Raw genomic sequence first — 23454 nt, forward strand, 5'->3', positions numbered from 1 at the left:
GGCTCAAGGATGCATGACACCCACCCCGGAGTCAAAGGACCTGAGCCGCTTACGCTCAACTTATGTGCTCACACACCTCGTGAGCTGGTGTTTTTATCGGGATCCAACACCGCTCACCCTGTCCCGCCGCAGTCATCGGCCGCGCCCCCGCCCGGCGAAACCGCGACACCCGCGAGGCGTCCCACGCCACACAACCCCCTGCCACCATCGCACCGTGGGATCGTTCTGTCACAAAATGCAGCGAGACGGTCATAACGACGCGTCACCGATCCCGGGCAGGTGCAGTGCGCATGCGGAACGTGAAGCAGATGGCGGCACGCAGGATCCGGCACGTCGCGAGCTCGGCACCGGCCGGGGCGGCGCGCCGCGCCGCCGGTCAGGCCACCGCCGCCCTCGCCGCCCTGACCGTCAAGCGGACGCTGGACCTGCTGCTCGGCTCGGCCCTGCTGCTCCTGACCGCCCCCGCACTCGCGGTCGCCGCCGCGTGCCTCACCGTCCGCTCGCCACGCGGGCCCGGCGGCGTGGTGCGGCGCGAGACCCGGGTGGGACTGGGGGGCCGCCCCTTCGAGCTGCGCTCGCTGGCCACCCGCCGGTGCCGGTTCGACCTGCTGTCCAGGCTGCCCCACGTCGTACGGGGGGAGCTCTCCATGGTGGGCCCGCCACCCCTGACCCCGGACGAGGCCGCGCTCCTCGGAGCCGCGGCATCGCGCTGGCGGCACACCGTGCGGCCCGGCCTGACCGGCCTGGCGCAGGTGCGCGCCCGGTCCCGGATGCCCTGGGACGAACCCGCCCTCCTGGACGCGCACTACACGGAGCATCATGGAGCGGGGCTCGACCTGGCGATCCTGGCGCAATCCGTGCGCATCCCCCTGCGCACGGGCCTGAGCGCCCTGAGGCTGCCGGGAAAGGCTCACCTGAGCGACACAGATCACCGCCTGCCCGGCTACAGCAAGGCGGAATAAGTGGATAGTGTCAGCACAGACTGATTAAGTTACTGCTTAGTAATCACTTGTACGCGCTGGATCCCACCCTCGCAGGCCCGAGGAGCCCCTACATGCAACTCGCCGCGATCATCGTGTCGCTGGTGCTGACCGTCGTCGGCGTTGCGCTCATCGTCCGAGCCGTCGCGCAGATCTACCGGTTCGTCCGCCTCGGACAGCCGGTACCGGCAGGCAGCCGCACCGACGACCCCAAGCAGCGCACGATCACCCTGGTCAAGGAATTCCTCGGCCACACCCGGATGAACCGGTGGGGAATCGTCGGCTTCGCCCACTGGTTCGTCGCGATCGGCTTCCTGACCCTGCCGCCGACGCTGCTCCAGGCGTACGGACAGCTCTTCCAGGCCGACTGGGTGCTGCCGATCGTCGGCGACTGGCTGCCCTTCGAGCTCTACATCGAGTTCATCGGCATCATGACCGTCCTCGGCATCGTCACCCTGATGGCGATCCGGCTGCTGAACCTGCCCTCCCGGGCCGGCCGCAAGTCCCGCTTCTCCGGCTCCAAGGCCTGGCAGGCGTACTTCGTCGAGTACGTCATCCTCGTCATCGGCCTGGCGATCCTCACCCTGCGCGGCCTCGAGGGCGCGATCCACCACGTCGAGGGCTACGAGGCCGCGTACTTCGTCTCGTATCCGCTCGTGCTCGCCTTCAAGGGCCTGGCACTCGGCACCCTCCAGAACCTCATCTACCTCACCGCGGCGGTGAAGATCGGCGTCTCGCTGATCTGGATGATCACGGTCTCGCTCAACACCAACATGGGCGTGGCCTGGCACCGCTTCCTCGGCTTCCCGAACATCTGGTTCAAGCGGAACGCCGACGGCGCGGTCGCGCTCGGCGCCCTGCAGCCGATGACCAGCGGCGGCAAGGAGATCGACTGGGAGGACCCGGGCGAGGACGACACCTTCGGCGTCTCCCAGGTCGAGCAGTTCTCCTGGAAGGGCATCCTCGACTTCTCCACGTGCACCGAGTGCGGACGCTGCCAGTCGCAGTGCCCCGCCTGGAACACCGGCAAGCCGCTCTCCCCGAAGCTCCTGATCATGTCCCTGCGCGACCACGCGCACGCCAAGGCGCCGTACCTGCTGGCGGGCGGCGGCAAGGACATGGAGGGCAACGAGAAGGCCTCCGAGGAGCAGCTCAAGGACGTGCCCGCCGCCGCTCTCGCGGAAGCCGAGCGCCCGCTGATCGGCACCGCCGAGGAGAACGGCGTCATCGACCCGGACGTGCTCTGGTCCTGCACCACCTGCGGTGCGTGCGTGGAGCAGTGCCCGGTCGACATCGAGCACATCGACCACATCGTCGACATGCGCCGCTACCAGGTGATGATCGAGTCCGCGTTCCCGTCCGAGGCGGGCACGATGCTCAAGAACCTGGAGAAGAAGGGCAACCCCTGGGGGCTCGCCAAGAAACAGCGCGTCGAGTGGACCAAGGAGGTCGACTTCGAGGTCCCGATCGTCGGCAAGGACGTCGAGGACCTCGGCGAGGTCGACTACCTCTACTGGGTCGGCTGCGCCGGCGCCCTCGAGGACCGCGCCAAGAAGACCACGAAGGCCTTCGCGGAGCTCCTCCACATCGCGGGCGTCAAGTTCGCGATCATGGGCGGCGACGAGAAGTGCACCGGTGACTCCGCCCGCCGCCTCGGCAACGAGCCGCTGTTCCAGCAGCTCGGCCAGGAGAACGTCGCGATGCTGAACATGGCGTTCGGCGAGTCCCTCGACGAGGACGGCCGCGTGGACGACTCCACCAAGAAGGCGAAGTCCGCGAAGAAGATCGTCGCGACCTGCCCGCACTGCTTCAACACGATCGCGAACGAGTACCCGCAGCTCGGCGGCGAGTACGAGGTCATCCACCACACGCAGCTCCTCCAGCACCTGGTGGACGAGGGCAAGCTGATCCCGGTGACGCCGGTCGAGGGTCTGATCACGTACCACGACCCCTGCTACCTGGGCCGGCACAACAAGATCTACACGCCCCCGCGCGAGATCATCGCGAAGGTGCCGGGTCTGCGGAACGAGGAGATGCACCGCCACAAGGAGCGCGGCTTCTGCTGCGGCGCCGGCGGTGCCCGGATGTGGATGGAGGAGCGGATCGGCAAGCGCATCAACAACGAGCGCGTCGACGAAGCCCTCTCCCTCAACCCGGACATCGTCTCCACGGCCTGCCCGTTCTGCCTCGTCATGCTGACCGACTCGGTCAACGGCAAGAAGAACGACGGCAAGGCGAAGGAGTCGATCCAGGTGGTGGACGTCTCGCAACTGCTGCTGGAGTCGGTGAAGACACCCGCCGACCCGGCGGACGAGCCGGAGACGGCCGACCGTCCGGAACCGGAGCCGGTGAAGTAGCCGGCGCTCACCTGCCGCACGGAAGCGGCCGGACCTGCCTCGGGGGCAGGACCGGCCGCTTCCGTGCGTCCGGGGGCCCTCCACGTTCCGGGCCCCGGAGGCCGCCCGGGGTGGGGCGGACCCGCGTCCAGGGGTGGGGCGGGCCCCCCGGGGGCCCCTTAGGGGATGTCACAGCTAGGCCGCAAAGGCGCCCCTGTTCCCCCGGCCCACACACCGCACCCACATGGACCAGGTACGTTCGATGTGTGGCTGGATTCAGGATCGGACGCGGCCGGGACAACCGCACACCGCAACAACACCCGCAGCAGCAACAGCCGTACGGCGCGCAGGCACCATCGCCGCCGTACGGCCGTCAGTCGTGGCCCCCTGCAGGAGGCGGCGCATCGCGCGGCGGCCCCCAGGGCGGCCCGTACGGCGGCGGGCACGGCGGCAACGGACACGGGGGTGGTCACGGGCACGGAGGCGGGCACGGCGGACACGGTGAGCCGGAGTACTTCGGCGACCCGTACCAGCAGCCCGCGCAGCACGACCCGTACGCCAACGCACCCGGGCACACCCAGGCGTTCAGCATCGACGAGGACGCGTACGGCGACGGGACCTACCGGGCCGGCCAGGCCCCCGCGCAGCCCTCGGGCCCGCGGCTGCCCTGGAAGCAGTTGCTGAGCGGCATCGTGATGCGCCCCGGGCCGACGTTCTGGCAGATGCGCGACTACCCCGTCTGGGGCACCGCGATCGCCGTCACGTTCGTCTACGGGCTGCTCGCGCTCTTCGGCTTCGACCAGGCCCGCGACGAGGCGATCCACGCGGAGGTCTCCACGGCCGCCCCGTACGTCATCTTCACCGGCATCGGCTTCGTCGTCGGCGGCCTGGTCCTCGGCGCGGTCACCCATACCCTGGCCCGTCAGCTCGGCGGCACCGGCTCCTGGCAGCCGACCGTGGGCCTGTCGATGCTCATCATGTCGATCACGGACGCGCCCCGCCTGGTGTTCGCCCTGTTCCTGGGCGGCGAGAACTCCCTCGTCCAGATCCTCGGATGGGTCACCTGGCTGGCCGCCGGAGCGCTCTTCACCTCCATGGTGAGCAAGTCGCACGACCTGCCCTGGCCGAAGGCGCTGGGCGCCTCCGCGATCCAGCTGATCGCGCTGCTGTCGATCATCAAGCTCGGCACGATCTGACCCAGGAACGACTCGAAGCACGCACGATTCGAAGCACGAAAAAGAGGGGCTCCCGATACCAGGCCTGGTATCGGGAGCCCCTCTTCTTCATCTCGTGTCCCGCTTGCGTCGCGCTCATTCCCCTACGAGTCGAGAATCTGCCCCTCGCGACGGACCACGGGCTTGTCCACGCTCCACGGGAAGTTGATCCACTGATCGGTCTTCTTCCACACGTATTCGCACTTCACGAGCGACTGCGACTTCTCGTAGATGACCGCGCTGCGCACCTCTGCGACATGGTCGACACAGAAATCCCGGACGAGCTTCAGCGTCTTGCCGGTGTCGGCGACGTCGTCGGCGATCAGGACCTTCTTGCGCGTGAAGTCGATCGCGTTCGGAACGGGCGCCAGCATGACGGGCATTTCCAGCGTGGTACCCACACCGGTGTAGAACTCGACGTTCACCAGGTGGATGTTCTTGCAGTCCAGGGCGTACGCCAGACCGCCCGCGACGAACACGCCACCCCGCGCGATGCTCAGCACGACGTCCGGCTCGTAGCCGTCGTCGGCGACCGCCTGCGCCAGCTCGCGCACGGCGGTCCCGAAGGCCTCGTACGTCAGATTCTCCCGCGCCTCACCAGCCATGCCGTATCACACCTGAGTCCGATGGAAATTCATGAAGGAACGCGAGGCCGTCGGCCCGCGCTGGCCCTGATAACGCGATCCGTAGCGCTCGGATCCGTACGGGAACTCGGAGGACGACGTCAGCCGGAACATGCACAGCTGCCCGATCTTCATTCCCGGCCAGAGCTTTATCGGCAGCGTCGCCAGATTCGACAGCTCCAGCGTCACGTGACCAGAGAAACCGGGGTCGATGAAGCCGGCCGTCGAATGCGTCACGAGCCCGAGCCGCCCGAGCGAACTCTTCCCCTCCAGCCGCGACGCGAGGTCGTCGGGAAGAGAAATGACCTCGTACGTCGAGGCCAGGACGAACTCCCCCGGATGAAGGATGAACGGCTCGTCGGCCTCCGGCTCGACCTGACGGGTCAGGTCGACCTGCTCGACGGAGGGATCGATATGCGGATAGCGGTGGTTCTCGAACACCCGGAAGTAGCGGTCGAGCCGCACATCGATGCTCGAGGGCTGCACCATCGAAGCGTCGAACGGGTCAATGCGAACCCGCCCGGCATCGATCTCGGCCCGGAGGTCCTTATCTGAGAGAAGCACGGTCCGAGGATACGCAGAACGCGCGGGTCCGCCCCAACCGGACCGCCCCGCGCGCCTGCCCCACCTATGTCCCGGTACCGCCTGCCGCCCCTACCGCCGCTCGAACGACACAGGCACCGCTTGCCGCAACCGCGCGCACCGCGGGCAGCGGATGAGCCGCCCGGGGCCGATCCGGTCGGGCCCGAGCTGCTGCATCGGGAACGACGGGGTAGCGAAAACATGCCCTTCGGCACAGCGGACGACGGTGCGCTCCATCGACTCCATCAAGTCCCTTCCCCAACACGCCATGGACGAGATCGCCACATTAGGGGATGAACGGGACGCCGCTCCACGCGGCACTCCGACGGCCCACGCTACGCCCTCAACTCCGGTCACCCACAACCGCATCCACACTCCGGAACAACACCCCGGCCCCGCGGCGAGGGCGCCGGGGGCCTGGGATGGGGTACAGTGTGGGCGTTGCACTGCCGATCATCGGCGCGCTTCGCGGGTGTAGTTTAATGGTAGAACATGAGCTTCCCAAGCTCAGAGCGCGAGTTCGATTCTCGTCACCCGCTCCATGAAAAAGCCCCAGGCCAGCGGCCGGGGGCTTCTTGCTGCCTAGACCTCTCGGGGGGGCAGTGTCGACCAATGACACCTGCCGGCCCGCCTCAGCGGTCCGCACTTGCCGACGGGACGGCGCCCAGACCCGTACCGGTCAAGGCAACGCGGGCCACGTTGCCGCACAGCCTGCCTCGCGCGGTCCAGTCTCGCCGGCACGTCCCGGCTCGGGCCCTGTCGATTGCACTTCAATGACGGCCCAGCCCTCGAAGGCGCGTCCATCCTCACCCCGGCTGAGCTCTGACAGCCCTATGCACAGACCAGCCAGCTCCTAAACGAGGGCGCCTCAACGGCGGCGCCGCCTGGTGACCGGGGCTCAACGCTGTCTCCGCGTCACGTCACCCCCAACCCCGCACGGTCCGCACGCAAGGGCTGGCTCGCACTCCACTCCGCAGCCCGGATTCGCGGTGCGCAGGTCCGGATGCGGTCTCTTCTGTGGCGTCGGCGTCAGGGAGGGGAGCCCCAGTAGTCATGCCCAGTCCAGTCTTTCGACGGTTCACGTTGTGGCAACGTCGTAGCCCCCTAAGACGTCGGAGATGAAACACCGGGTGTTATGGGGGCTGAGTGCTCGGGCCTGCAGGCGGGCGTGGATGACCTCATAGTGCTCCAGGTCGGATCGTTTTCCAGGTAGATGTCGCTGTTCGAACCTTCGAGGTAGATGACACCTGCTTCCGGGTAGTCCGCGAAGTTCAGGAGCGAGAACTGTCCTGCGACCCCCGGTGGAGCACCCGCGCCGGAAGGGAGGACCTGCACGGTGATGTGCGGCTCGGCACTCAGTTCGTTCGGGTGCTTCAGTTGTCCATGCATCAGCCCAAGGCTGCCAACAAATCGACGTAGCGTTGATTCGTCCAGGATGACGCGTAGGCGCAGTGGGTCGGCGGGGTCGTACACCCGGTGCCGGCGGCGCAGTCGGACCTTCAAGCGGTTGGATCCCTGCTCAGCAGTGACCAGCGGGATCGTTTCCTCGATGACTGTCCTCGCGAAGGCGGGGGTCTGCAGCGGCCGGGGATGACCATGGGCGCGAAGCAGTGGATGGACTGGGACCCCGGTCACGGGTGCGCGGCTACCACGCCCACGCCCCCGGTGAGGCCCCGCGATTGGACACGCCGAACCGCTGTTGGACGGATCCGGTGCCCACCGGCCGGTCCGGGTCCGAACTGCTGGACGGTCGCGTGTCACTGGGACGATCTCGTTCCCGGATCACCCAGCAGATCGCCGTCGGGGCACCGGGGCGGTTAGAGGCGGCACGCGGTCCGGTTATCACCACCCCCACTTCGCAGACCCTCGACGCCGACGGAGGAGACCACGGCCCGCCACCGCGCCGCTGCGGACGAGCTGGGCCGATGCGGACCGCAGGACGGACCGCTCGGCGAGTGGGGGGCCACCGCCTATCACAATGAGTAATGGATGAGGCGCGTACTGTTACTCCGCAAGGGAGATTCCGCGGGCGTCCGCGGTTCCGGGAGGCTGATGTGGCACGTGATCGCATGAGACTGGCTGAGGTGCTGGCGGCGGCGGAAGATGCCGCTCCGGCTGACTCCATCGATGTCGTGGCGCGCAATTTGCGAGACCGGTTCGGCGCCCGATACGTCTCGTTCCTGTTCGTCGACGTCGTCGGCCGACGACTGCTGCGGGTGAACGACACCGCGGCCACGCCGCAGGAGCGCCGCGCCGAACAAGTGCCCCTCGCCGACAGCAGCCTCTACGACAAGGTCCTGCGTGCCCAGCGGCTGGTACAGGCTCCGGAAGGGCAACAGGGGTGGCGGGTGCTTGCACCGGTCACCAACCGCGGCGACACCATCGGTGTCCTTGAGCTGTTCCTCGATCACGTCACCCAGGACGTACTGGAGCAGGTCGAGGCGGCTGCGCACGCGTTGGCGTACATCGTCGTCACCGACCGCCGCTTCACCGACCTCTACTACTGGGGCAATCGCACCACCTCAGTCAGTCTGGCCGCGGAGATCCAGCGCCAACTCCTTCCTTCGGCCGCCTCCCTGGAGGCCACCGCTTTCGCCCTCGCCGGCGCATTGGTCCCGGCCTCCGACATCGCAGGCGACACCTACGACTACAGTCTCGACAACGACACCCTTCACATGTCCGTCACCGACGCCATGGGCCACGACGTCAACGCCGCACTCACCGCTACCCTCCTGGTCAACGCGTCCCGCGGCGCCCGCCGCGCCGGAACCGACCTCGCCGAACAGGCCCGCCAGATCCACCAGGCCCTCCTCGACCACGGGCAACCCGCCTTCGCCACCGGACAACTGCTACGCATCGCTCTGGACGGGACCAGCACCAAGTTCGTCAACGCCGGCCACCCCCAGCCATTCCGGCTGCGCGACGGGACGGTCGACGAACTGCCCTTGGCGGCGGACATGCCCTTCGGTATCACCTTGCAGGGCACCTACCATGTGCAAGACCTCGACCTGCGCCCCGGCGACCGCCTCGTGCTCCACACCGACGGGATGCAGGAGCGCCAAGCGAACACCGTGGATCTGCCCGACCTCATCCGTGCCACAGCCACCGAGCACCCGCGCGAGGCCGTGCGTGCTCTGGTCGCCGCGGTCGCCGATGCCTACCACGGCCACCCCCCGGAAGACGACGCCACAGTCCTGTGCCTGGACTGGCACGGCCCCCACTAGCGAAGCCTCTCGAAGCCGCGAGCCGTCATCTCGCCCGCCCGCGCAGATCGGAGGGCGCGCCGTGCTGTCGCCCCCGACCCAGGACGGTAGGTCCCCTGCGCCCCCTGCCCACGTCAGCAGCATGCCTGGGCGGGCCGCCGGCCCTGTGTCGAGCCCGCCGGTCAGCCGTCTTCGGCCGCGGTTGCGGGATCCGTCGATTTATTGGTGCGGCGGTACTCGGCGTTGATGCGCTGTGCTTCCTCGAGCTGGTCTTCGAGGATGACGATGCGGCAGGCGGCCTCGATGGGGGTGCCCCCATCGACGAGTTCGCGGGCGCGGGCGGCGATACGCAGTTGGTAGCGGGAGTAGCGGCGATGACCGCCCGCGGAGCGCAGGGGGGTGATGAGGCGGGCTTCGCCGATGGCACGGAGGAACCCTTGGGTGGTGCCGAGCATGTCGGCGGCCCGGCCCATGGTGTAGGCGGGATAGTCGTCGTCCTCGAGCCGGCCGAAGGAGTCGTCTGCTGTCATTGCACCTCTCTCGTGGAACGCGTGGAGGGGCCTTGGTGCCATACGGCACCAAGGCCCCGAAGGAACTGCTACACCATCTGCCGGCCCTGTGACTGCACCGGCCTTCTGTTTCCGCGTACCCGACTCGAATGCTGTGGTCGGGGATGCGGGGATCGCGGTTGCTTGACCGGAGACCACCTCACTGTCGATGTCCTGCGGTACCCGGGCTCAAGGCTTCCGCCCGGGCGATCCTGATGGCGCCTGATTCCTCCGTTCTTCCCTCTGGGATCACTCACTTGCCTACTGCTGATGCTGCTCAGTGACCTGTGTCAGCGCCACTCTCCGGCAGCCAGCCCCGTCGCCCGTCCTGCGTGTGCTCTGGCTTGGAACCCCACTGCCGAACCTCCCGGTGCGCGCGCCCGCAGCCGACGCCTTCACCGAGGTACCACTCACTGACTTCACTGCTGGTACTGCGGTACTGCTCGCGGCGGCCCCTGATCACCTGCGGGCCACCCGGTCCGGTCGCCAGTCCCGTCGCCGTGCTACACAAACTCTGGCTCCGCGACTCCACCACCGGCCCGTCCTGCGCATTGCAACTGCGGGTCCTTCTCCCTAGCAGTTCATCCCTGCTGGGCCCGTCTGTCCGTCTGGCTACGAGAGAAACCATAACCACACCACCACCCAATGTCTACTCCAGCCGACATAGATTTTCCCGTGTTTGGGTGAGAGGTAACCTGCCGCAGATAGGCGTGGAGATGCCAGCGAATGTGCTGCATCGTCCGCACAAGCCGCGCTGCCGCTGGGACACCGCTTCTGCTCTCTGCACCGTGACCCGGCCGGCTGGCCAGTCGTTACCTCGTCGCAGGTGCCCGACCACCCCTCGGTCGGCGGACCTTCCGGCTGCCCGCACACGGGGGTGCGGACAGTCGACCACCAGGAGCAGCACCCAGTAGACGGGTGGCAGGATTTCCAGCAACGTCCGCTCCGGCCGGATCGAACTCCGCCTACGGCGCTCCGCCGGACCATGCGACCGGAGATCTTCTTTTCGGCCCGACCAACCGCCTTTGCGCGTAGCCCGGATGCGTCGTCCCTGTGGTGCACCGGTTCCACTGCGGCGAGCGTAATGGGGTGGCTCGTAGATGTCTACGGGCCTTCTCGCGGTGAGGAGCATCGATGTCGGAACGCAATACCGTCCTGCGCAGCGTCCATGATCTGGGTTTGGCCGCCTGGTTCGGCGGGTCCTTGATGGGTGCCGTCGGCCTGAACGGCGCAGCTCGGAGTGAGGGGCGCACGACGGATGAGACTTCCAGGATCGCCAGTGCCGGCTGGGCGAAGTGGACGCCGGTGAACGCCGTGGCGATCGGCGCGCACCTGATCGGCGGTGCCGGCCTGCTGGCAGCCAACGCCGCCCGTGTGCAGACCCAGCAGGGGGTCGCCGCCTCGACACTGGCCAAGACTGTGCTGACCGGTGCGGCGCTGGCCGCGACCGCGTACAGCAGGGTGCTGGGCAAGAAGCTCGAACTCGCCACGTCCGACGATCCGGATGACCTGGAGAGGGCGGTCAACCACCCCGTCGGCCTGGACAAGGCCCGCAGTCACCTGGCGCTGATGCAGTGGACCATTCCCGCCCTGACCGGTGCCATCGTCGTGCTCAACGCCCTGCACGGAGAACAGCAGCGCCCCCTCCAGCAGAAGATCGGCATGCTGCAGAGGGCCACGTCTCAGGTGCCCATGCCTCACTTCACTCCCTACTGCTGAGCACGCTCACACATCGATCGCGCGTAGCCGGAGTCGGACCGACAGCAGCGTGTTACGGCACGCCTGCCACTGCTGGGTGCACAGCGCGACGCTACGCCTGCCGAGACCGCACCCAGGAGCGCGCCACGGTCGCCGAGGGCGCGCTCCGGCAGTCGTGTCGCCCTGCTGACGTCCGGCAGCGATGACATGACCAAGATCTGCGGCAAGCAAGTCCGCAACAACCCCTCTGACCAGCCGGCCCGCCCGGAACACGCGGCGCACTGCCAGCCCTCGTGCCCCATCCGTGCCCAGCAGAGCGGACAACAGCGGTCAGATATGGCTCCCAGAGACCGGGAGCCATCCACCTGCCCCGCACAAAATCGCAGGTCAGAGCCCATACAACAACCTAAGAACCGTTGATTCCCAAGCTCAGAGCGCGAGTTCGATTCTCGTCACCCGCTCCATGAAAAAGCCCCAGGCCAGCGGCCGGGGGCTTCTTTGTTGTCTGGACCAGTTCAAGGCTCTCGCACCAGATCCGCACCGGAAGGCCCTTGATCAGCCTTCTTACGGGCGGACCGCACGAGGTCATCCAGGCCGCTCGCGACCTCCTGCTGTCGCTCAAGGTCCGAGTGCTGGTAGATCAACGAGGCCTTCGCCGACGACTGGCCGGCACGGACCACGGCAGAAACAGCGGATACGTCAGCCATAGGCCTGTTCTTCGACCTGCTGGACAAGTTCAAGCGCGGTCAAGGGACAGCCGGTCGGCTTACATCAGCTGCTGACACCAACAGGTGCGGCCACCGCCGACCGACGCCGAATGTCGTCGGACGGCCTGCTCAGAACTCCGGGCCATTGGGCTGAGGTCAACGGCTGCCCATGATCGACCTGATAGGGATGAGGCCACAGGTTCAAATCCTGCGGCCCGGCCCGAAAGGGTATCCCTAAGGGCTGCCCCGTAATCCCCGGCGGGCGCGCGACGACAGCTACGGCGCCTCGCCGCGTTGTCGGAACGCCCGAATACACCCAATATGCGGACGTCCCTCCGCCTTGCGATGCACCGCATCCGACGCCGCGTGCCGATCCACCAGGGATCACGGGACAGCCCTTAGCCAGCAATGCACACCGGGATACTGAACCTTGTTCCGCACTCTGGACAGGTCGCATGCCCGAAGAGATGGGTCACCCATGCGGCAACTTGGTCATGACCGGCGTCACGCGCCATCTTGTGGATTCGGCCGCCGACCCCGGTCAGCTCGTCCGGCCTCGCCGGATGCAGTTCGGCATCACTCTGGTCCGCGTATTCGCCCAGCAGAATGCAGATGAGCGCCTCGCACTCTGAGCACTCGGCCTCGAACTCCTCAAAGAGCAGTTCAAGCTGCTGAGACCAGATCGGCACACCTTCGAAGGCGAGTAGGCCCTGCACGAGGTACACGAACGTTTCCGGTTCGTCGGCCGGGACGTGAGTCAGGCAGGCGCGGGTCACAGACACCAATTCAGCGACCTGGGGCGCGTAACGGCCACGCAGCGCCGCATCGGCCTCGGCGACGATCAAGCCGCCCATGAGTACCGCCTGCTTCCGCTCGCCGGGGGCGCGACCAGACGCAATGTCCGCGAGGACTGGCAGGGCGGCGTAACTCGCCTCGTACACGGTGCCTTGGTGGCAAAGCGCCGACCAGAGGTCGTGCCAGACCTTCTCGTCCTCCTGGCCGCCGTTGAGACGGGCGAAGAGGCCAGGTATGTCGTCTGCGGGCCCGTACGCATGTCTGAGCTGCGACCAGTCCGCCGCGGGGTGTGTCATGCGTCCGTATTCTGCCTGGCGCAGGCAGGTACAGCTCCAGCCAGCCGCGCACTCGCCACATCACCCCGCCCCACACCGGGAACGACGAACGAACAAGCCGACGGTCACACGATCCGCCGGACAGGGCCCAGCCGGGGCCGTTGCGTGCCGGGTCCGTTCCTAAGCAGGTGTCGAGCAGGTTGGGCCGTCACGCCCCACGTTCTCCGTGACGTAGAAGCCAAGCGCCGTGTTTTGGCGCGGCACGTGCTCAGCCCCGCAATCGACGACCCAGAGCTGCCCTGGGATAACCGAAACGACTCCCAGTACGACGGCGAAGACTGGCCCTGTCCCGACCTCCTGGACCTAGCCCTGCCACACGCCAGCCATCCGGACCACCGGGACCAGTGGTGGCCGCACCAGATGCGCACCAGGTAGGCCAGGAATCAGCGGTCAACCCGCGGTCAGGCGGCCCACCCCTGCCCACTGCGATCCCGTCTGTTTTCGCAGTTCAGCAGGCCTTACAGAGCGAAGCCACTCGTGATTCCCAAGCTGATTCCCAAGCTCAAAGCGCAAGTTCGATTCTCGTCACCCGCTCCATGAAAAAGCCCCAGGCCATCGGCCGGGGGCTTCTTTGTTGCCATAAGCCCGATCAGGCACCCCGAGCCCGCTCTGCATCCGACGTGCCCGTTGACATCCTCCGGCCGCCGCACCCCACGGCTACGTATGTCAACTATGATAGTTGCTATATGCTTCAGCATATGGAGACGAAGACGTACACAACCATCGACCTGCGCAAGGGGATGGGCGAGATCCTGGATCGGACTCGGATCGCCGGCGAGGCCGCCGCCATCACCCGCAAGGGGAAGACGGTCGCCTACCTGGTGCCGGCCGAATGGTTCGAGCAGATGGCCCGCGGGCGCCAGCCACACGAGGACCGACACGAGGCGGCCTGACCCACCCCCACGCCAAGGAGCACGAACCATGCCCGCCCACGCACTCCACTTCGATGAGCACGAGGGGGAACCCCTTCGGCTGCCGCCCATGCCCGAACACACGCCTCAAGCACTTCGGTTGGCGATTCAGGAACACACTCCGCACCTCCTCCCGGACTTTGAGGCGCACTGGAAGCGCGTCATCGGCGACGCCTTCAACATCACGCCCGTGCCCGCCTTCATGCGCCTGTGGTGGACGCAGTACGCCATCGTGCGGGATCCCGTCCTCGACTCGCACCTTCGCGACCTCGAAGCCCGCGCTGCCAAGTCCGAGGACCCCGAGGAGTCCCTCCGACTCCTGGAGGAGTACAGCCGTCTCCGGCACGAAGCCGCTGAGAGGAAGCCCGGAGAGTGATCGACGAACCACTCCGGCCGCCTTGGCAAATGGACTGGACGAAGCAGGCGCGGCACGACTTCCAGAACATGCCCGCCGAAGGCAGTGACCTGATCATGAGTGCCCGTGCGGAACTGATCACAGCCGAAGACCCGTACTTCCGGGGGATCGACGCCGATGCCTCGCTCCCACACTGGATGACCGTCCGGCCTCTGGCCTCCACAAGCCCCGGCGGCGCCCACATCGTGGACCTGGCCGGCGGACGCGGCTGGCTCATCTACACCTTCATGCGGCACCACGCCGATCCCCAGATCGTCGTCACCGAAGCCTTCTGGGCCTGACGTCTGCGCCACCGGAGCGTCTGCAGCACAGGTGGCTCCCGTTCCAATTTCCGTCACCCGCTCCGGCATGAAACCTCAGACTGCTGCCCCACAGTCGACGTGCCCCATCCGTGCCCAGCAGAGCGGACAACAGCGGTCGGATACGGCTCTCAGAGACGGGGGCCTATCCGCCTGCCCGCTGCAAAACCCCAGTTCAGGTCCCCTCTGGCAGCCCAAGAGCCGTTGATTACCAAGCTCAGAGCGCGAGTTCGATTCTCGTCACCCGCTCCACAGCACGACTCATCGAAGCCCCAGGCCAACGGCCGGGGCTTCTTTGCTGTCCGGGCGAAGGCAGCAAAACCCGGCGAGTTCCGCCGCTCCCTGGGGCGAGTCCAGTACGGAAGAGATGAGAGGAACCACAGTCGAGCCGAGCATCAAGCAAACAAGCCGCGGCAGAGCGCAATCGACGAGTGGATCTGGGCACTCCGTGCCGGCCACCCGCCCTCGTTGCGTGCCACCGCTCATTGGGTCGGCATGCCTCCATAGGGGCTGTTGACCACGATCGACGTAGACCCTTCAAGGAGGTAGGGATGCTCGGGGAAGTAGTCAACGTGGAGGTGACCACCGTCCTCGGCGGTAGCCATAGCCCTCAGGTTGTTTGCCAAGATTGCCCTGCCGCCCGGATCGCCACGGATCACCAAGACGTGTCGTGACGCGTCGACTTCGATCCGCACCCCGGAGTTGGAAGACTTCCTGGCTTCGATACCGGCCAAGGCGCCTGTGGCTGCCGATGAGGTGGATCCCATGAACCCGTCGCCCTTGGCCACTGCGTTCGCCAAAGCAGCCAACTCCTCCGCTGACGCGGTGAGATCCACTTCGCCGAAGACAGGATCCAGAACGAGTCGCACCGGTGGCACTCCCTTCATGGTCGAACTTCCATCATGCCGCTGGATGCCCTCCCGGCTCCGCCCCTGTAGGCACGGGAAGGCCCAAGGACATGAGTCGAGCCACGCACGGCCTTTCCTGATGAGGCAGGAAGCAACGCCTGAGCCTCGTTGCGCATACTCCTAGCGAGTGGCACTGACAACAACGGTCCGGCGCCACGGGTTCGAGATCAGCAGAACCGGGTTCCACCGCCGGCGGCCCGCCGCGGTCCCGTCCCGGCCTGTCCCGGCGGTCGGGGAGCGCCGGCGTGGGCGGATTCCAGGGGAGCGGCGGGCAGAGGGCCCACCAGCCAGGGGCGGTCGGTCCCGGCATGGGAAAGGCCCGGTGTGCGGCCCCGAGGGAACCGGGTAACGTCTTTGACGTGTTCTTCCAGGCGCCGATTTTCGAGTGAGAGCGTGATGGGCCCCTGCTGACGTCCCTCGGCGTCGCCGCGCCCGTCCTCCATCGACGGAGCCGTAGATCACCTCACACCATTCAGGGAGAACCCGTGACTGACAGCAAGAACATCAACAACCCCGTGGGCATGGGCGGCGGCCAGCGTAAGAGGCAGTCCCGCGCCGAGCGGCAGAACAACGGGCCGCACCGCAACCACGACCGTCAGAACGCCGCCGACCAGAAGGCGGAGCTCGTGCGCAAGATGCGCGAGAAGACGGGCACGGCGGGCGGCTCGGAGCAGACGGGCGACGACGCCTCGCAGAGCTGACGCCATGCTGCCGCCAGGAGGCGGCCGGCACGGCACAGGGCAGGGCTCGGACCTCGACGCGCGGTCCGGGTCCTGCTGCCGTATCGGGGCACGGCTCCCGGCACGCGGTGCCGGTTCCGCTCAGCTCGGCTCGGCTCGGCTCGGCTCGGCTCGGCTCGGCTCGGCTCGGCTCGGCTCAGCTCAGCTCAGCTCAGCTCAGCTCAGCTCAGCTCCGGGCAGTGTGCGCGGTCCTCTCGTACGCACCCGCGGAACGCAGTCATCAATCCGGGGTGGAACCGGGCAGGATCCGGACGACGCGCGGCGGACGCAGAAATTGCCGTTCGTGCGGAAACGAAATGCGAATTCCTGTCAGCGCGCAGGAGAAGAAATCGGCGGCCTCAGCCGACGACGTGAACGAGCGTCCCCTTCGCGGCAAAATCCCACAGCGCCGTTCCGTCCGCGACGCTCTCACGAATCGCGCCGGTCTTCACCGTGCTGTCGGGGGCGGGCGAGGCCCCGTCCACGGCGTTGGAAAAGGCTGATCGCGCCCCGAAGTAGACCGCGTGCCGGATGGGTACGCCGTCGCTGCCGATGCCCTCCGCACGGCGGAAGGCCACCGGGTACTTCCCTTCCGCCGGGGGCACGTTGCCCGGCCACACCGTGAAGGTGCGGACGGCGGACTCTTGCTCGGAGACCAGCCACACCCTTTTCTGGGAGAGCGAATACACGACCCGACGCCCGGCTCCGGAGTCACCGGGAACCGGGTATGTCTTGGGCTTGACGACAGAGGGGCGCGGACGGGGCTTCGGGCTCGGCTTGGAGTCGGAACTCGCGGTGCCTTCTGCGGGTATGTTCCGGTAGGCCTGCACGGACAAAAAGGAGATCGTGGCGAGGGCGGCAACCAGCAGAACGACGATCCAGACACCGGAGGATATCCTGCGGGTCGCCATCAGAATGCTCCTCTATGTCATGCTCTGCCCTATACGGGTCAGCGTTCGCGATCATCAGCTTATCGGAGCCCCGGAACCGCAGTGGCGCACCGCCTGACGCTGCCCCTGCGCCGCATCGAGTGGGCGTTGCCCCTCCGATCCCCGGCTCTCCCTGTGCCTGCCAGGACGTTCGTCCGAGGTTCGTGTGGGGTGAGAACTCACGGTGATGCCGCCGGCCCGACGGTTCTCAGGGTTGTGGATCTGCCACGTTGCCGCCCAGGTCCCCAGGCAGGTGCGCCACCGGCCAAGACCGGCTCCGCGTATGCGGCGGCCGCTACGGGCGGCAACGTGTCGTCGGACCGCCCTCGGGTCCCGGGCCGCCTCTCCAGCAGCCACATCCACGCCGTCTCGATGCCCGGGGCCTCAGGCATGTCCGTACGTTCCTTCGTCCGAGGGGGCAGCTGATCCCCTCGCTCCACCTTCCGCGATTCCCCGTCCGTACGAGCAGCGGGCCCGCGCTGCGCCGCGCCCCAGCGCGCCGTCCCGCCGTCGCTCCGCCGCCCCCGTGGAAGGCGTACCTCCCACGGGGTGGCCGAGCGGGCCTGAGCAATCAACTGGATTTGCGCCGGGGCAGATGACGAGGCCACGCGCACCTCAGCCTTCGTCAACGCCCCGTGCCCGGTTCCCGCCCCCGCCCGCTGCCCGCTGCCCGCCCCACGTCGCATCGCGTCAGAGCCAGGAGTCCCAGATCCCGTACGCCGTCGACCGCGTCTCGACCTCGGCGCCAGAGGCGTCCATGCGTACGACGCGGTAGTAGTACAGGCCGAGCCGGTCCGCGTTCACCGTGGTGTCCATGTGGAACGAGGCTCCACCCGTCGCTCCCTCGGCCAGGGTGACGTAGGCGGCGGCAGCCGGGTCCCAGCGTTCCACGCGGTAGCTCGCGAACCGGGAGCAGTCCCCGAGGCCGGAGCTCGCCGAGCAGCCGACGTACAGCTCCGGGTACTGGTCCTCACGGACGTCCGTCTCCGTCCAGCCCGGGGGCCGGGTGTCGGGGAGGGAGACCGAGACCTCGGCGGGGTGGAGGACGTCGAGCGGGTTGTCGTCGTGCTGGAGCCGGTCGTCCGTGGCGGCCACCTTGTAGACGTGGGTGGCGCCGTCGGCGACCGTCGGGCAGAGGATCTCGGTCCCGGCCAGCGAGGTGCCCTTCCAGCAGTTCTGCTTCCAGACCGTCTCGCCGCTGTCCGGGTCCGTGACGCCCTGCCACACGTGGTAGCCGCGGACATCGGTGTCGGCGGGCGGTGTCCAGGTCAGCCGGACGCCGAGCGGGACGCGTTCCGCGGTCAGGTCCTTCACCGGGGCGGGACGCTGCGTGTCCGGGGTGGTCTCCGTGGCGGCCGGGCCCGGCTGCGAGACATGGCCGTAGCGGTCGGTCGTCACGACCCGGTACTCGTACGTCGTCTCCGAGGCCCCCTGGACGTCCCAGCATCTGCCGTCGACCTGCTTCCGGGCCGACAAAGGGGCGTCGCCGCCCGTCCAGGTCCAGTACGTCTCCGGGTCCTCCAGCGGCTCGTCCCAGGGGGTGAACGGCTTGCACTTGTCCACGATGCGCGTCTCGCCGGTCGCGGTGTCGGTCCGGACGATCTTGTACGTGGGAAGCGGCGTCTCGTCGACCGTCCACGGGTCGACGCTGCTCCACGAGATCATCACGCCCTCGTCGAACCGGCCGGCGGTGGTCCGGAACGGGGCGATCGCCTCCGGCCGGTCGGCCATCCTCAGCGTGGTCTCCACCGGCGCGGCGGCGTTGCCGGCAGTGTCCACCGAGCGCACCGCGTAGCGGTAGCTGTCGGTGACGGCGGCCGACTGGCGGGGCACCACGTCGGTCTGCGTCGTGGTGCGCGTGGCCAGGGCGTCGACGTAGCCGCCGGTCGCCGGGTCGTACTGGACCACCTCGTACGAAGCGGCTCCGGTCACGGGCGCCCACACCAGGTGCGGAACGCCCGACCGGTACTCCACGCGGACGTCCCCGACTGCGGGCGGCGGGGTGCGGTCCGAGGTGGTGAACGTCGTGGCGGCGGAGTACGCCGACCAGTTCCCGGCGGCGTCCCTGGCCCGGCCGCGGTAGGTGACCTTGCTGCCGTCGGCCGGCTGGCCGGTGTCGCAGATCGCGCCCTTGGCACCGGAGTAGACCGTGTTCCAGCGGTTCTGGGCGACGTCGAGCCTCTGCATCTCGTACAGGACGATGTCGGCGGCGTTCGCGGCGGTGGTGATAAGCTCCGGGGCCGCGTAGGGCTGGTCGGACGGGCACCCGTCCATTTCGAGGAACGGTGCGGCGGGCGGCGTCCTGTCGACGGTGGTGACGGGGAGGTCGGCGGTGCCGCCCGATGCGTTGCCCGCCTTGTCGACGGCGCGCACCTCGTAGTAGTAGACGGCCCCGGTCTTCGGCAGGGTGCTGTCGGTGTACGAGATCCCGGTGGCCGTGGCGAGCTGCTTGCTGCCGTACGACGCGCCCTTCAGCCGCCGGTAGACCCGGTAACCCGCGAGGTCCATCTCCTTGTTCTTCGACCAGGTGAGCCTGCCGGCACCGGTGGCGGTGTCACGGCTGACGGTCATGCCCGTCGGGGTGAGCGGCTTGACCCTGTCGACGTCGGCCGAGGTCCGCGGGGCGTAGCCGAACTTCACGTTCGCGGTGCCCGTCCAGTTCACGAAGTCGACGCGGAGCGTGTGCCTGCCGCTGGGGACGGTCACGTTGACCGTCTTCCTGACCGTGGCGGAGACGTTCTTCCACAGGTCGACCTTGCGTACGTTGTCGACGTAGACGCGTACGCCGTCCTGAGCGGACGCCGTGAAGCTGAACGGGCCGCCGGAGCCGAAGTCGCGCGCGACCGACCAGCGCACTCCGAAGTTGTTGGACGGTACGCCGGAGACGGGTGCACCCGTGCCCCAGTTCTGGTCGATCGCGGAGTCGCAGTCCGTCTTCTTCGGCGTGCCCGCGAACGTCGTGTTCGCGAAGAACTGCCGTGTGAACGTCGGAGAAGCGCAGCTCACCACCGCGGAGGCGGGTGCGGCGGTGGCGTAGAGGACTCCGCCTGCCGTGGCCAGGACCAGGGCGGTGGCGGTGGTGCGTCTGGCGGGGTTCATCAGGTCCTTCGGTGGTGTGCGGCGACGGATGTCGATCAGGCGTCGCCGAACAGGACTCACACCCACTGCAATTGGTTGTACGAGCCCCGACGGCCGGCTCATGAGGGTTCCTCGTGGCCGCCGGCAGGGGCGGGGGCGGGGGCGGCACAGGGGTGGGGGCAGGGTCGGCACCGGGGTGGGCGACCCCGCTCACCTCACCTCACGGGGAACCCGCAGACGTATCCCTGCTCCCTGAGCCAGGGCAGTACCTCGCCCAGAGCGTCCAGTGTCTGGGAGCGATCGCCGCCCGCGTCGTGGAAGAGGATCGTGGGGCCGTCGGCGATCTCACGCTTGACGGTGGCGACCATGACGTCCGAACCGGGGCGCTCGAAGTCCTTGGTGTCGACGTTCCAGCCCAGGGGCCGCATCCCGTGCGATGCGGCGAGCTTTCGGCTGTACGGGGTGAAGGCGCCGCCCGGGGCCCGGTAGTACTGGGGCCGTACGCCGCCGGACGCCTTGATGATCATGCGTTCGGCGTCCAGGATCTGCTGCGACTGGTACGCCTCGGGCTTGGTGTCCATGGTGGTGTCGTGCGAGACCGTGTGGTTGCACAGCCGGTGCCCGCCCGCGACGACCGCCTTGACGAGGCCGGGATACGCCTGGGCCTGTGTGCCGACCATGCAGAAGGTGGCCTTCACGCCGTTGTCCTTCAGCAGTTGGAGCACCTGCGGGGTCCAGGACGGGTCCGGTCCGTCGTCGATGGTGATGTTGACGCCCCGCGGGCCGCGGTCCGAGGCGTGCGCGATGTCCATCGCCACCTCGGCCACCCGGGTGTCCGGAGCCGATTCACGCGCCTGCGGCGGTCCTGCGACCTGTTCGGCCTGCGCGGTCCACACCGAGGCGGCAGCGGCCAGCACGGTCACCCCGAGTGCCGCTGCGAGAAGCCTGCCGTTCCATCCCCTCTCCTTGTGCCGTGCCATGTCCCCGCCCCTTTGCCGTCTCCGCCGATGCCGTGCACCCATGAAGACACACGAACGGCGCTGCGGGCTCCCTCTGTTACGGGTCCCGGACGATTCCACAGGAGGGCGGCGACAAACACAGGGATTCCGCGACGGACGCGAGGCGCGAAGGGGCGGCGGACGTACTCCGACCTGCGGTTGCGGGCCGGACGGGGGCGGCGGACACCCTGCGGCCCGTGCTCGGCGCCATCGGGTTCCCGCCGCACCCCCACCGGCCGCGCGTCCCTGGCCCCCGGACGCCCGGGCTGCCGCGTACGCCGGGGCCTGCATGTCCCGGGCCGGGACGCCCCACCGGCCAGCGCGTCCCGGGCCTCCGGACGCTCCCGGGCTACCGCAGCGCGTATGCCGCGGCCTGCGCGAGCGTGCTCGCCGCCTCGGACCGCTCCGCCTTCGTCGATTTCCTGTCCGCGAGCACCTTGGCAGCGGCGGTGAGGACCTTCTTGGCGGGCCTGCGCGGTGTGGTCTGAGCCAGGGCACTGGCCGCGGCGCTCTTCTCGGCCTTCGACCGCTTCTCGGCCCGGACCGTCCTGCCGGCGTCCGAGGCCGGTTGGGCTGTGGTCGCCTTCGCCCCGCCCTTGCCCGCCTTGCCGGGGGTCTGGGACAGCGCGCTCGCAGCGGCCCTCCTGCTGCTCTTGGACGCGCCGCCCTTGGCGGCCCGGCCCGCCGCCGAGGCGGCCTTCGGGTGGGTGGTGCCGGATGCCTTCGTCTTCGCCATGGCGCTCTCCCTGCTCGTCCGTAGGTTCGTTCGTGCCCCTCGGGTACCCGAACTTCCCTGCGTGCAACGGCTGTAGGGAGATTTCCGGAGTCGCGGGCACCGCGGCTCCCCGGTACGGGCTCCCGCCCGCCCTGTGGACCACCGTGCTGCGCGGCCGGCGCCAGCCGCGCCGGGCGCCGATCTCCGTGGAGCACCCCACCCATGCGGAAAGCCCGGCCGGGAGAACCCGGCCGGGCTTCCTGCTGTGGCGCATGACAGCCCGTGGAGGACCGACGGATGTCACCGAGCGTTCCCGCCCGGCCGACTACGGAACGGCTCGCACCTCCGGGGGGGTCCCCCGGCGGGCGGCAGGTCAGATCGTCGGGGTGTCGTCGACGATCTCCTGATGCGGCTCGACGATGAACTTCCAGCCCTCGCTGGGCTCCAGGAAACGCACGCGGGTCGGGTAGATGTCCAGGGCGCGGCGGTCGCGGTTCTGGCTGCCGTTGTTCTTCCGCCCCCGGGCCGGCTCCTCGTAGAGGTCGACCTTGACGTCCGGCACCGCGACGGCTTCCTCGCTCCAGCGCTGGACGACTCCCGCGCCGAAGGCGTCCCGCGCGGCGGAGTAGAGCGAGTCCAGCGATTCCTTGGTGCCGTTCGGTACGAAAAGGGCGAGGTTGAGGAGGACGCCGGCGCTCTGCAGGACCTCGATCTCCTGCCCTGCCCCGTCGGCGATCCAGATGCCGGCCTCTTCGGTGTTGTCCGGGAGGACGTGAACCGTGTCGCCGAAGACCGTCCTCGCGACGAAGGAACCGCCCTCGAAATTCTTGCCCGGCTCCGTGAGGAAAGCCGGGGCGTAGCAGTCGAGAGGAAGGCCTTCCGTCCCCGCCGAGACGAAGATGCCATCCTGCAGGCCCAGGCCCGAAATCTCCTCGGCCGTCAGACGCCGAGCCGTAACCTTCTCGGTATTCACGCCGTTCCCCTTTTAATTGTGACGTCCGGTGAATGCGTTAATACTCTACCACGCAAAGGATCACCCCCTTCCCATTACGTGCACCCCGGCCCCTGCGACGCTTCCGGCCGATCGAGCGACCGAAACCTCCAGGGTGAGCACCGGACAACCCCCCTGCACCGTGGGCGAGTCGGACCTCGCGGGGCCCCGTGCGCCAGCACCCGGGAAAGGGCATCCGTATTCACGCTCCATTTCAAGTGAAAGGGCGCGAAAACCCATCTCGCCCCCGCTCGCGGGAACCCCTCCCGTCTGCCACCGATTATGGGCGACGGACTCGCCCTACCTCGACCGAACGACAGGGAACGGAACCTCCGGATAATCTCCGGCCGATACCTCTCACAAAATAAGGATGTGGGGCATTTTCCGGTTCGGCGAATATTTACCGAATGCGCACGGCGGCACGCACGGCGACCTCATGAAGAGCGACGGAATTCACGTTCGTTCATTAC

21 protein-coding genes and 1 tRNA gene are annotated in these 23454 nt (G+C 68.1%); 11 read left to right on the top strand and 11 right to left on the bottom strand.

The window, feature by feature from the left end; translation table 11 throughout:
• The first annotated feature begins 290 nt into the window (after positions 1-290).
• The 3 genes from OHT61_RS15415 to OHT61_RS15425 all read left to right on the top strand — a co-directional run bounded on the left by OHT61_RS15415 (position 291) and on the right by OHT61_RS15425 (position 4512).
• Positions 291-962: a sugar transferase gene (locus OHT61_RS15415; protein ID WP_329038838.1), complete on the top strand. Its 672-nt coding sequence runs from the start codon at positions 291-293 to the stop codon at positions 960-962.
• A gap of 92 nt (positions 963-1054) precedes the next feature.
• Positions 1055-3337, top strand: coding sequence for a (Fe-S)-binding protein (locus tag OHT61_RS15420; RefSeq protein ID WP_329038840.1), 2283 nt, complete (start codon positions 1055-1057; stop codon positions 3335-3337).
• A gap of 245 nt (positions 3338-3582) precedes the next feature.
• Complete coding sequence (locus OHT61_RS15425) at positions 3583-4512, top strand: Yip1 family protein (RefSeq protein ID WP_329038842.1); 930 nt, start codon at positions 3583-3585, stop codon at positions 4510-4512.
• Positions 4513-4634: 122 nt separating this feature from the next.
• On the opposite strand, the gene OHT61_RS15430 is transcribed toward OHT61_RS15425, so the two are convergent.
• Both OHT61_RS15430 and dcd read right to left on the bottom strand, forming a co-directional pair.
• Entirely contained in the window at positions 4635-5135 is a 501-nt protein-coding gene (locus OHT61_RS15430; RefSeq protein ID WP_329038844.1) for a phosphoribosyltransferase, read from the bottom strand.
• Positions 5136-5141: 6 nt separating this feature from the next.
• Positions 5142-5717, bottom strand: coding sequence for a dCTP deaminase (gene dcd, locus OHT61_RS15435; protein WP_329038846.1), 576 nt, complete (start codon positions 5715-5717; stop codon positions 5142-5144).
• A gap of 486 nt (positions 5718-6203) precedes the next feature.
• Between dcd and OHT61_RS15440 the strand changes: the two genes are divergently transcribed.
• A tRNA-Gly gene (locus OHT61_RS15440) sits at positions 6204-6277 on the top strand.
• A gap of 562 nt (positions 6278-6839) precedes the next feature.
• Here OHT61_RS15440 and OHT61_RS32525 read toward each other — a convergent pair.
• The gene (locus tag OHT61_RS32525; RefSeq protein WP_443049450.1) at positions 6840-7496 is read right to left on the bottom strand and encodes a DUF5753 domain-containing protein; all 657 of its coding nucleotides are present in this window, start codon (positions 7494-7496) and stop codon (positions 6840-6842) included.
• Positions 7497-7804: 308 nt separating this feature from the next.
• Between OHT61_RS32525 and OHT61_RS15445 the strand changes: the two genes are divergently transcribed.
• The gene (locus OHT61_RS15445; protein ID WP_329038848.1) at positions 7805-8959 is read left to right on the top strand and encodes a PP2C family protein-serine/threonine phosphatase; all 1155 of its coding nucleotides are present in this window, start codon (positions 7805-7807) and stop codon (positions 8957-8959) included.
• A 161-nt stretch (positions 8960-9120) separates the two neighbouring features.
• Here OHT61_RS15445 and OHT61_RS15450 read toward each other — a convergent pair whose 3' ends face one another.
• On the bottom strand, positions 9121-9468 hold the full coding sequence (locus OHT61_RS15450) for a MerR family transcriptional regulator (RefSeq protein WP_329038850.1): 348 nt from the start codon (positions 9466-9468) through the stop codon (positions 9121-9123).
• Positions 9469-10620: 1152 nt separating this feature from the next.
• Here OHT61_RS15450 and OHT61_RS15455 point away from each other — a divergent pair.
• Positions 10621-11205, top strand: a complete 585-nt coding sequence (locus OHT61_RS15455; protein ID WP_329038852.1) for a hypothetical protein — start codon at positions 10621-10623, stop codon at positions 11203-11205.
• Between the two features lie 1084 nt (positions 11206-12289).
• On the opposite strand, the gene OHT61_RS15465 is transcribed toward OHT61_RS15455, so the two are convergent.
• A complete protein-coding gene (locus OHT61_RS15465; protein WP_329038855.1) occupies positions 12290-12982 on the bottom strand; it encodes a hypothetical protein in 693 nt (230 codons plus the stop codon).
• On the opposite strand from OHT61_RS15465, the gene OHT61_RS15470 reads away from it, so the two are divergent.
• The 4 genes from OHT61_RS15470 (at position 12944) to OHT61_RS15485 (ending at position 14628) form a co-directional block, all read left to right on the top strand.
• The gene (locus tag OHT61_RS15470) at positions 12944-13396 is read left to right on the top strand and encodes a DUF6221 family protein (protein ID WP_329038857.1); all 453 of its coding nucleotides are present in this window, start codon (positions 12944-12946) and stop codon (positions 13394-13396) included. The genes OHT61_RS15465 and OHT61_RS15470 overlap by 39 nt on opposite strands.
• 323 nt (positions 13397-13719) lie before the next feature.
• Positions 13720-13914 (top strand): type II toxin-antitoxin system Phd/YefM family antitoxin, encoded by a 195-nt coding sequence (locus OHT61_RS15475; protein WP_024490776.1) that lies wholly within the window; start codon positions 13720-13722, stop codon positions 13912-13914.
• A 28-nt stretch (positions 13915-13942) separates the two neighbouring features.
• Complete coding sequence (locus OHT61_RS15480) at positions 13943-14308, top strand: hypothetical protein (protein WP_329038858.1); 366 nt, start codon at positions 13943-13945, stop codon at positions 14306-14308.
• 29 nt (positions 14309-14337) lie between these two features.
• A complete protein-coding gene (locus OHT61_RS15485) occupies positions 14338-14628 on the top strand; it encodes a hypothetical protein (protein WP_329038860.1) in 291 nt (96 codons plus the stop codon).
• Between the two features lie 500 nt (positions 14629-15128).
• Here the strand turns inward: OHT61_RS15485 and OHT61_RS15490 are convergent, their stop codons facing one another.
• The gene (locus OHT61_RS15490; RefSeq protein ID WP_329038862.1) at positions 15129-15515 is read right to left on the bottom strand and encodes an Imm32 family immunity protein; all 387 of its coding nucleotides are present in this window, start codon (positions 15513-15515) and stop codon (positions 15129-15131) included.
• Positions 15516-16039: 524 nt separating this feature from the next.
• On the opposite strand from OHT61_RS15490, the gene OHT61_RS15495 reads away from it, so the two are divergent.
• On the top strand, positions 16040-16255 hold the full coding sequence (locus OHT61_RS15495) for a DUF6243 family protein (RefSeq protein WP_329038864.1): 216 nt from the start codon (positions 16040-16042) through the stop codon (positions 16253-16255).
• A gap of 377 nt (positions 16256-16632) precedes the next feature.
• On the opposite strand, the gene OHT61_RS15500 is transcribed toward OHT61_RS15495, so the two are convergent.
• From OHT61_RS15500 to OHT61_RS15520, 5 genes are all read right to left on the bottom strand, one after another.
• Positions 16633-17184, bottom strand: coding sequence for a hypothetical protein (locus OHT61_RS15500; protein WP_329038866.1), 552 nt, complete (start codon positions 17182-17184; stop codon positions 16633-16635).
• 708 nt (positions 17185-17892) lie between these two features.
• Positions 17893-20301 carry a PA14 domain-containing protein gene (locus tag OHT61_RS15505; RefSeq protein WP_329038867.1) on the bottom strand — a complete coding sequence of 803 codons (2409 nt, stop codon included), beginning with the start codon at positions 20299-20301 and terminating at the stop codon, positions 17893-17895.
• A gap of 194 nt (positions 20302-20495) precedes the next feature.
• Positions 20496-21260 carry a polysaccharide deacetylase family protein gene (locus OHT61_RS15510; protein WP_329038868.1) on the bottom strand — a complete coding sequence of 255 codons (765 nt, stop codon included), beginning with the start codon at positions 21258-21260 and terminating at the stop codon, positions 20496-20498.
• A gap of 367 nt (positions 21261-21627) precedes the next feature.
• Entirely contained in the window at positions 21628-22014 is a 387-nt protein-coding gene (locus tag OHT61_RS15515) for a hypothetical protein (RefSeq protein ID WP_329038872.1), read from the bottom strand.
• 352 nt (positions 22015-22366) lie between these two features.
• Complete coding sequence (locus tag OHT61_RS15520; RefSeq protein WP_329038873.1) at positions 22367-22966, bottom strand: hypothetical protein; 600 nt, start codon at positions 22964-22966, stop codon at positions 22367-22369.
• Between the last annotated feature and the right edge of the window lie 488 nt (positions 22967-23454).

Source organism: Streptomyces sp. NBC_00178 (assembly GCF_036206005.1).
Taxonomy (GTDB): Bacteria; Actinomycetota; Actinomycetes; order Streptomycetales; family Streptomycetaceae; genus Streptomyces.

Excerpts from the sequence above, each read along its gene's own strand:
- OHT61_RS15515 (WP_329038872.1), bottom strand. The coding sequence starts at position 22,014 with ATGGCGAAGACGAAGGCATCCGGCACCACCCACCCGAAGGCCGCCTCG.
- OHT61_RS15420 (WP_329038840.1), top strand. The coding sequence starts at position 1,055 with ATGCAACTCGCCGCGATCATCGTGTCGCTGGTGCTGACCGTCGTCGGC.
- OHT61_RS15465 (WP_329038855.1), bottom strand. The coding sequence starts at position 12,982 with ATGACACACCCCGCGGCGGACTGGTCGCAGCTCAGACATGCGTACGGG.
- OHT61_RS15450 (WP_329038850.1), bottom strand. The coding sequence starts at position 9,468 with ATGACAGCAGACGACTCCTTCGGCCGGCTCGAGGACGACGACTATCCC.
- OHT61_RS15510 (WP_329038868.1), bottom strand. The coding sequence starts at position 21,260 with ATGGCACGGCACAAGGAGAGGGGATGGAACGGCAGGCTTCTCGCAGCG.
- OHT61_RS15485 (WP_329038860.1), top strand. The coding sequence starts at position 14,338 with ATGGACTGGACGAAGCAGGCGCGGCACGACTTCCAGAACATGCCCGCC.
- OHT61_RS15475 (WP_024490776.1), top strand. The coding sequence starts at position 13,720 with ATGGAGACGAAGACGTACACAACCATCGACCTGCGCAAGGGGATGGGC.
- OHT61_RS15470 (WP_329038857.1), top strand. The coding sequence starts at position 12,944 with ATGTCTGAGCTGCGACCAGTCCGCCGCGGGGTGTGTCATGCGTCCGTA.
- OHT61_RS15455 (WP_329038852.1), top strand. The coding sequence starts at position 10,621 with ATGTCGGAACGCAATACCGTCCTGCGCAGCGTCCATGATCTGGGTTTG.
- OHT61_RS15500 (WP_329038866.1), bottom strand. The coding sequence starts at position 17,184 with ATGGCGACCCGCAGGATATCCTCCGGTGTCTGGATCGTCGTTCTGCTG.
- OHT61_RS15480 (WP_329038858.1), top strand. The coding sequence starts at position 13,943 with ATGCCCGCCCACGCACTCCACTTCGATGAGCACGAGGGGGAACCCCTT.
- OHT61_RS15505 (WP_329038867.1), bottom strand. The coding sequence starts at position 20,301 with ATGAACCCCGCCAGACGCACCACCGCCACCGCCCTGGTCCTGGCCACG.
- OHT61_RS15415 (WP_329038838.1), top strand. The coding sequence starts at position 291 with ATGCGGAACGTGAAGCAGATGGCGGCACGCAGGATCCGGCACGTCGCG.
- OHT61_RS15430 (WP_329038844.1), bottom strand. The coding sequence starts at position 5,135 with ATGGCTGGTGAGGCGCGGGAGAATCTGACGTACGAGGCCTTCGGGACC.
- OHT61_RS15445 (WP_329038848.1), top strand. The coding sequence starts at position 7,805 with ATGAGACTGGCTGAGGTGCTGGCGGCGGCGGAAGATGCCGCTCCGGCT.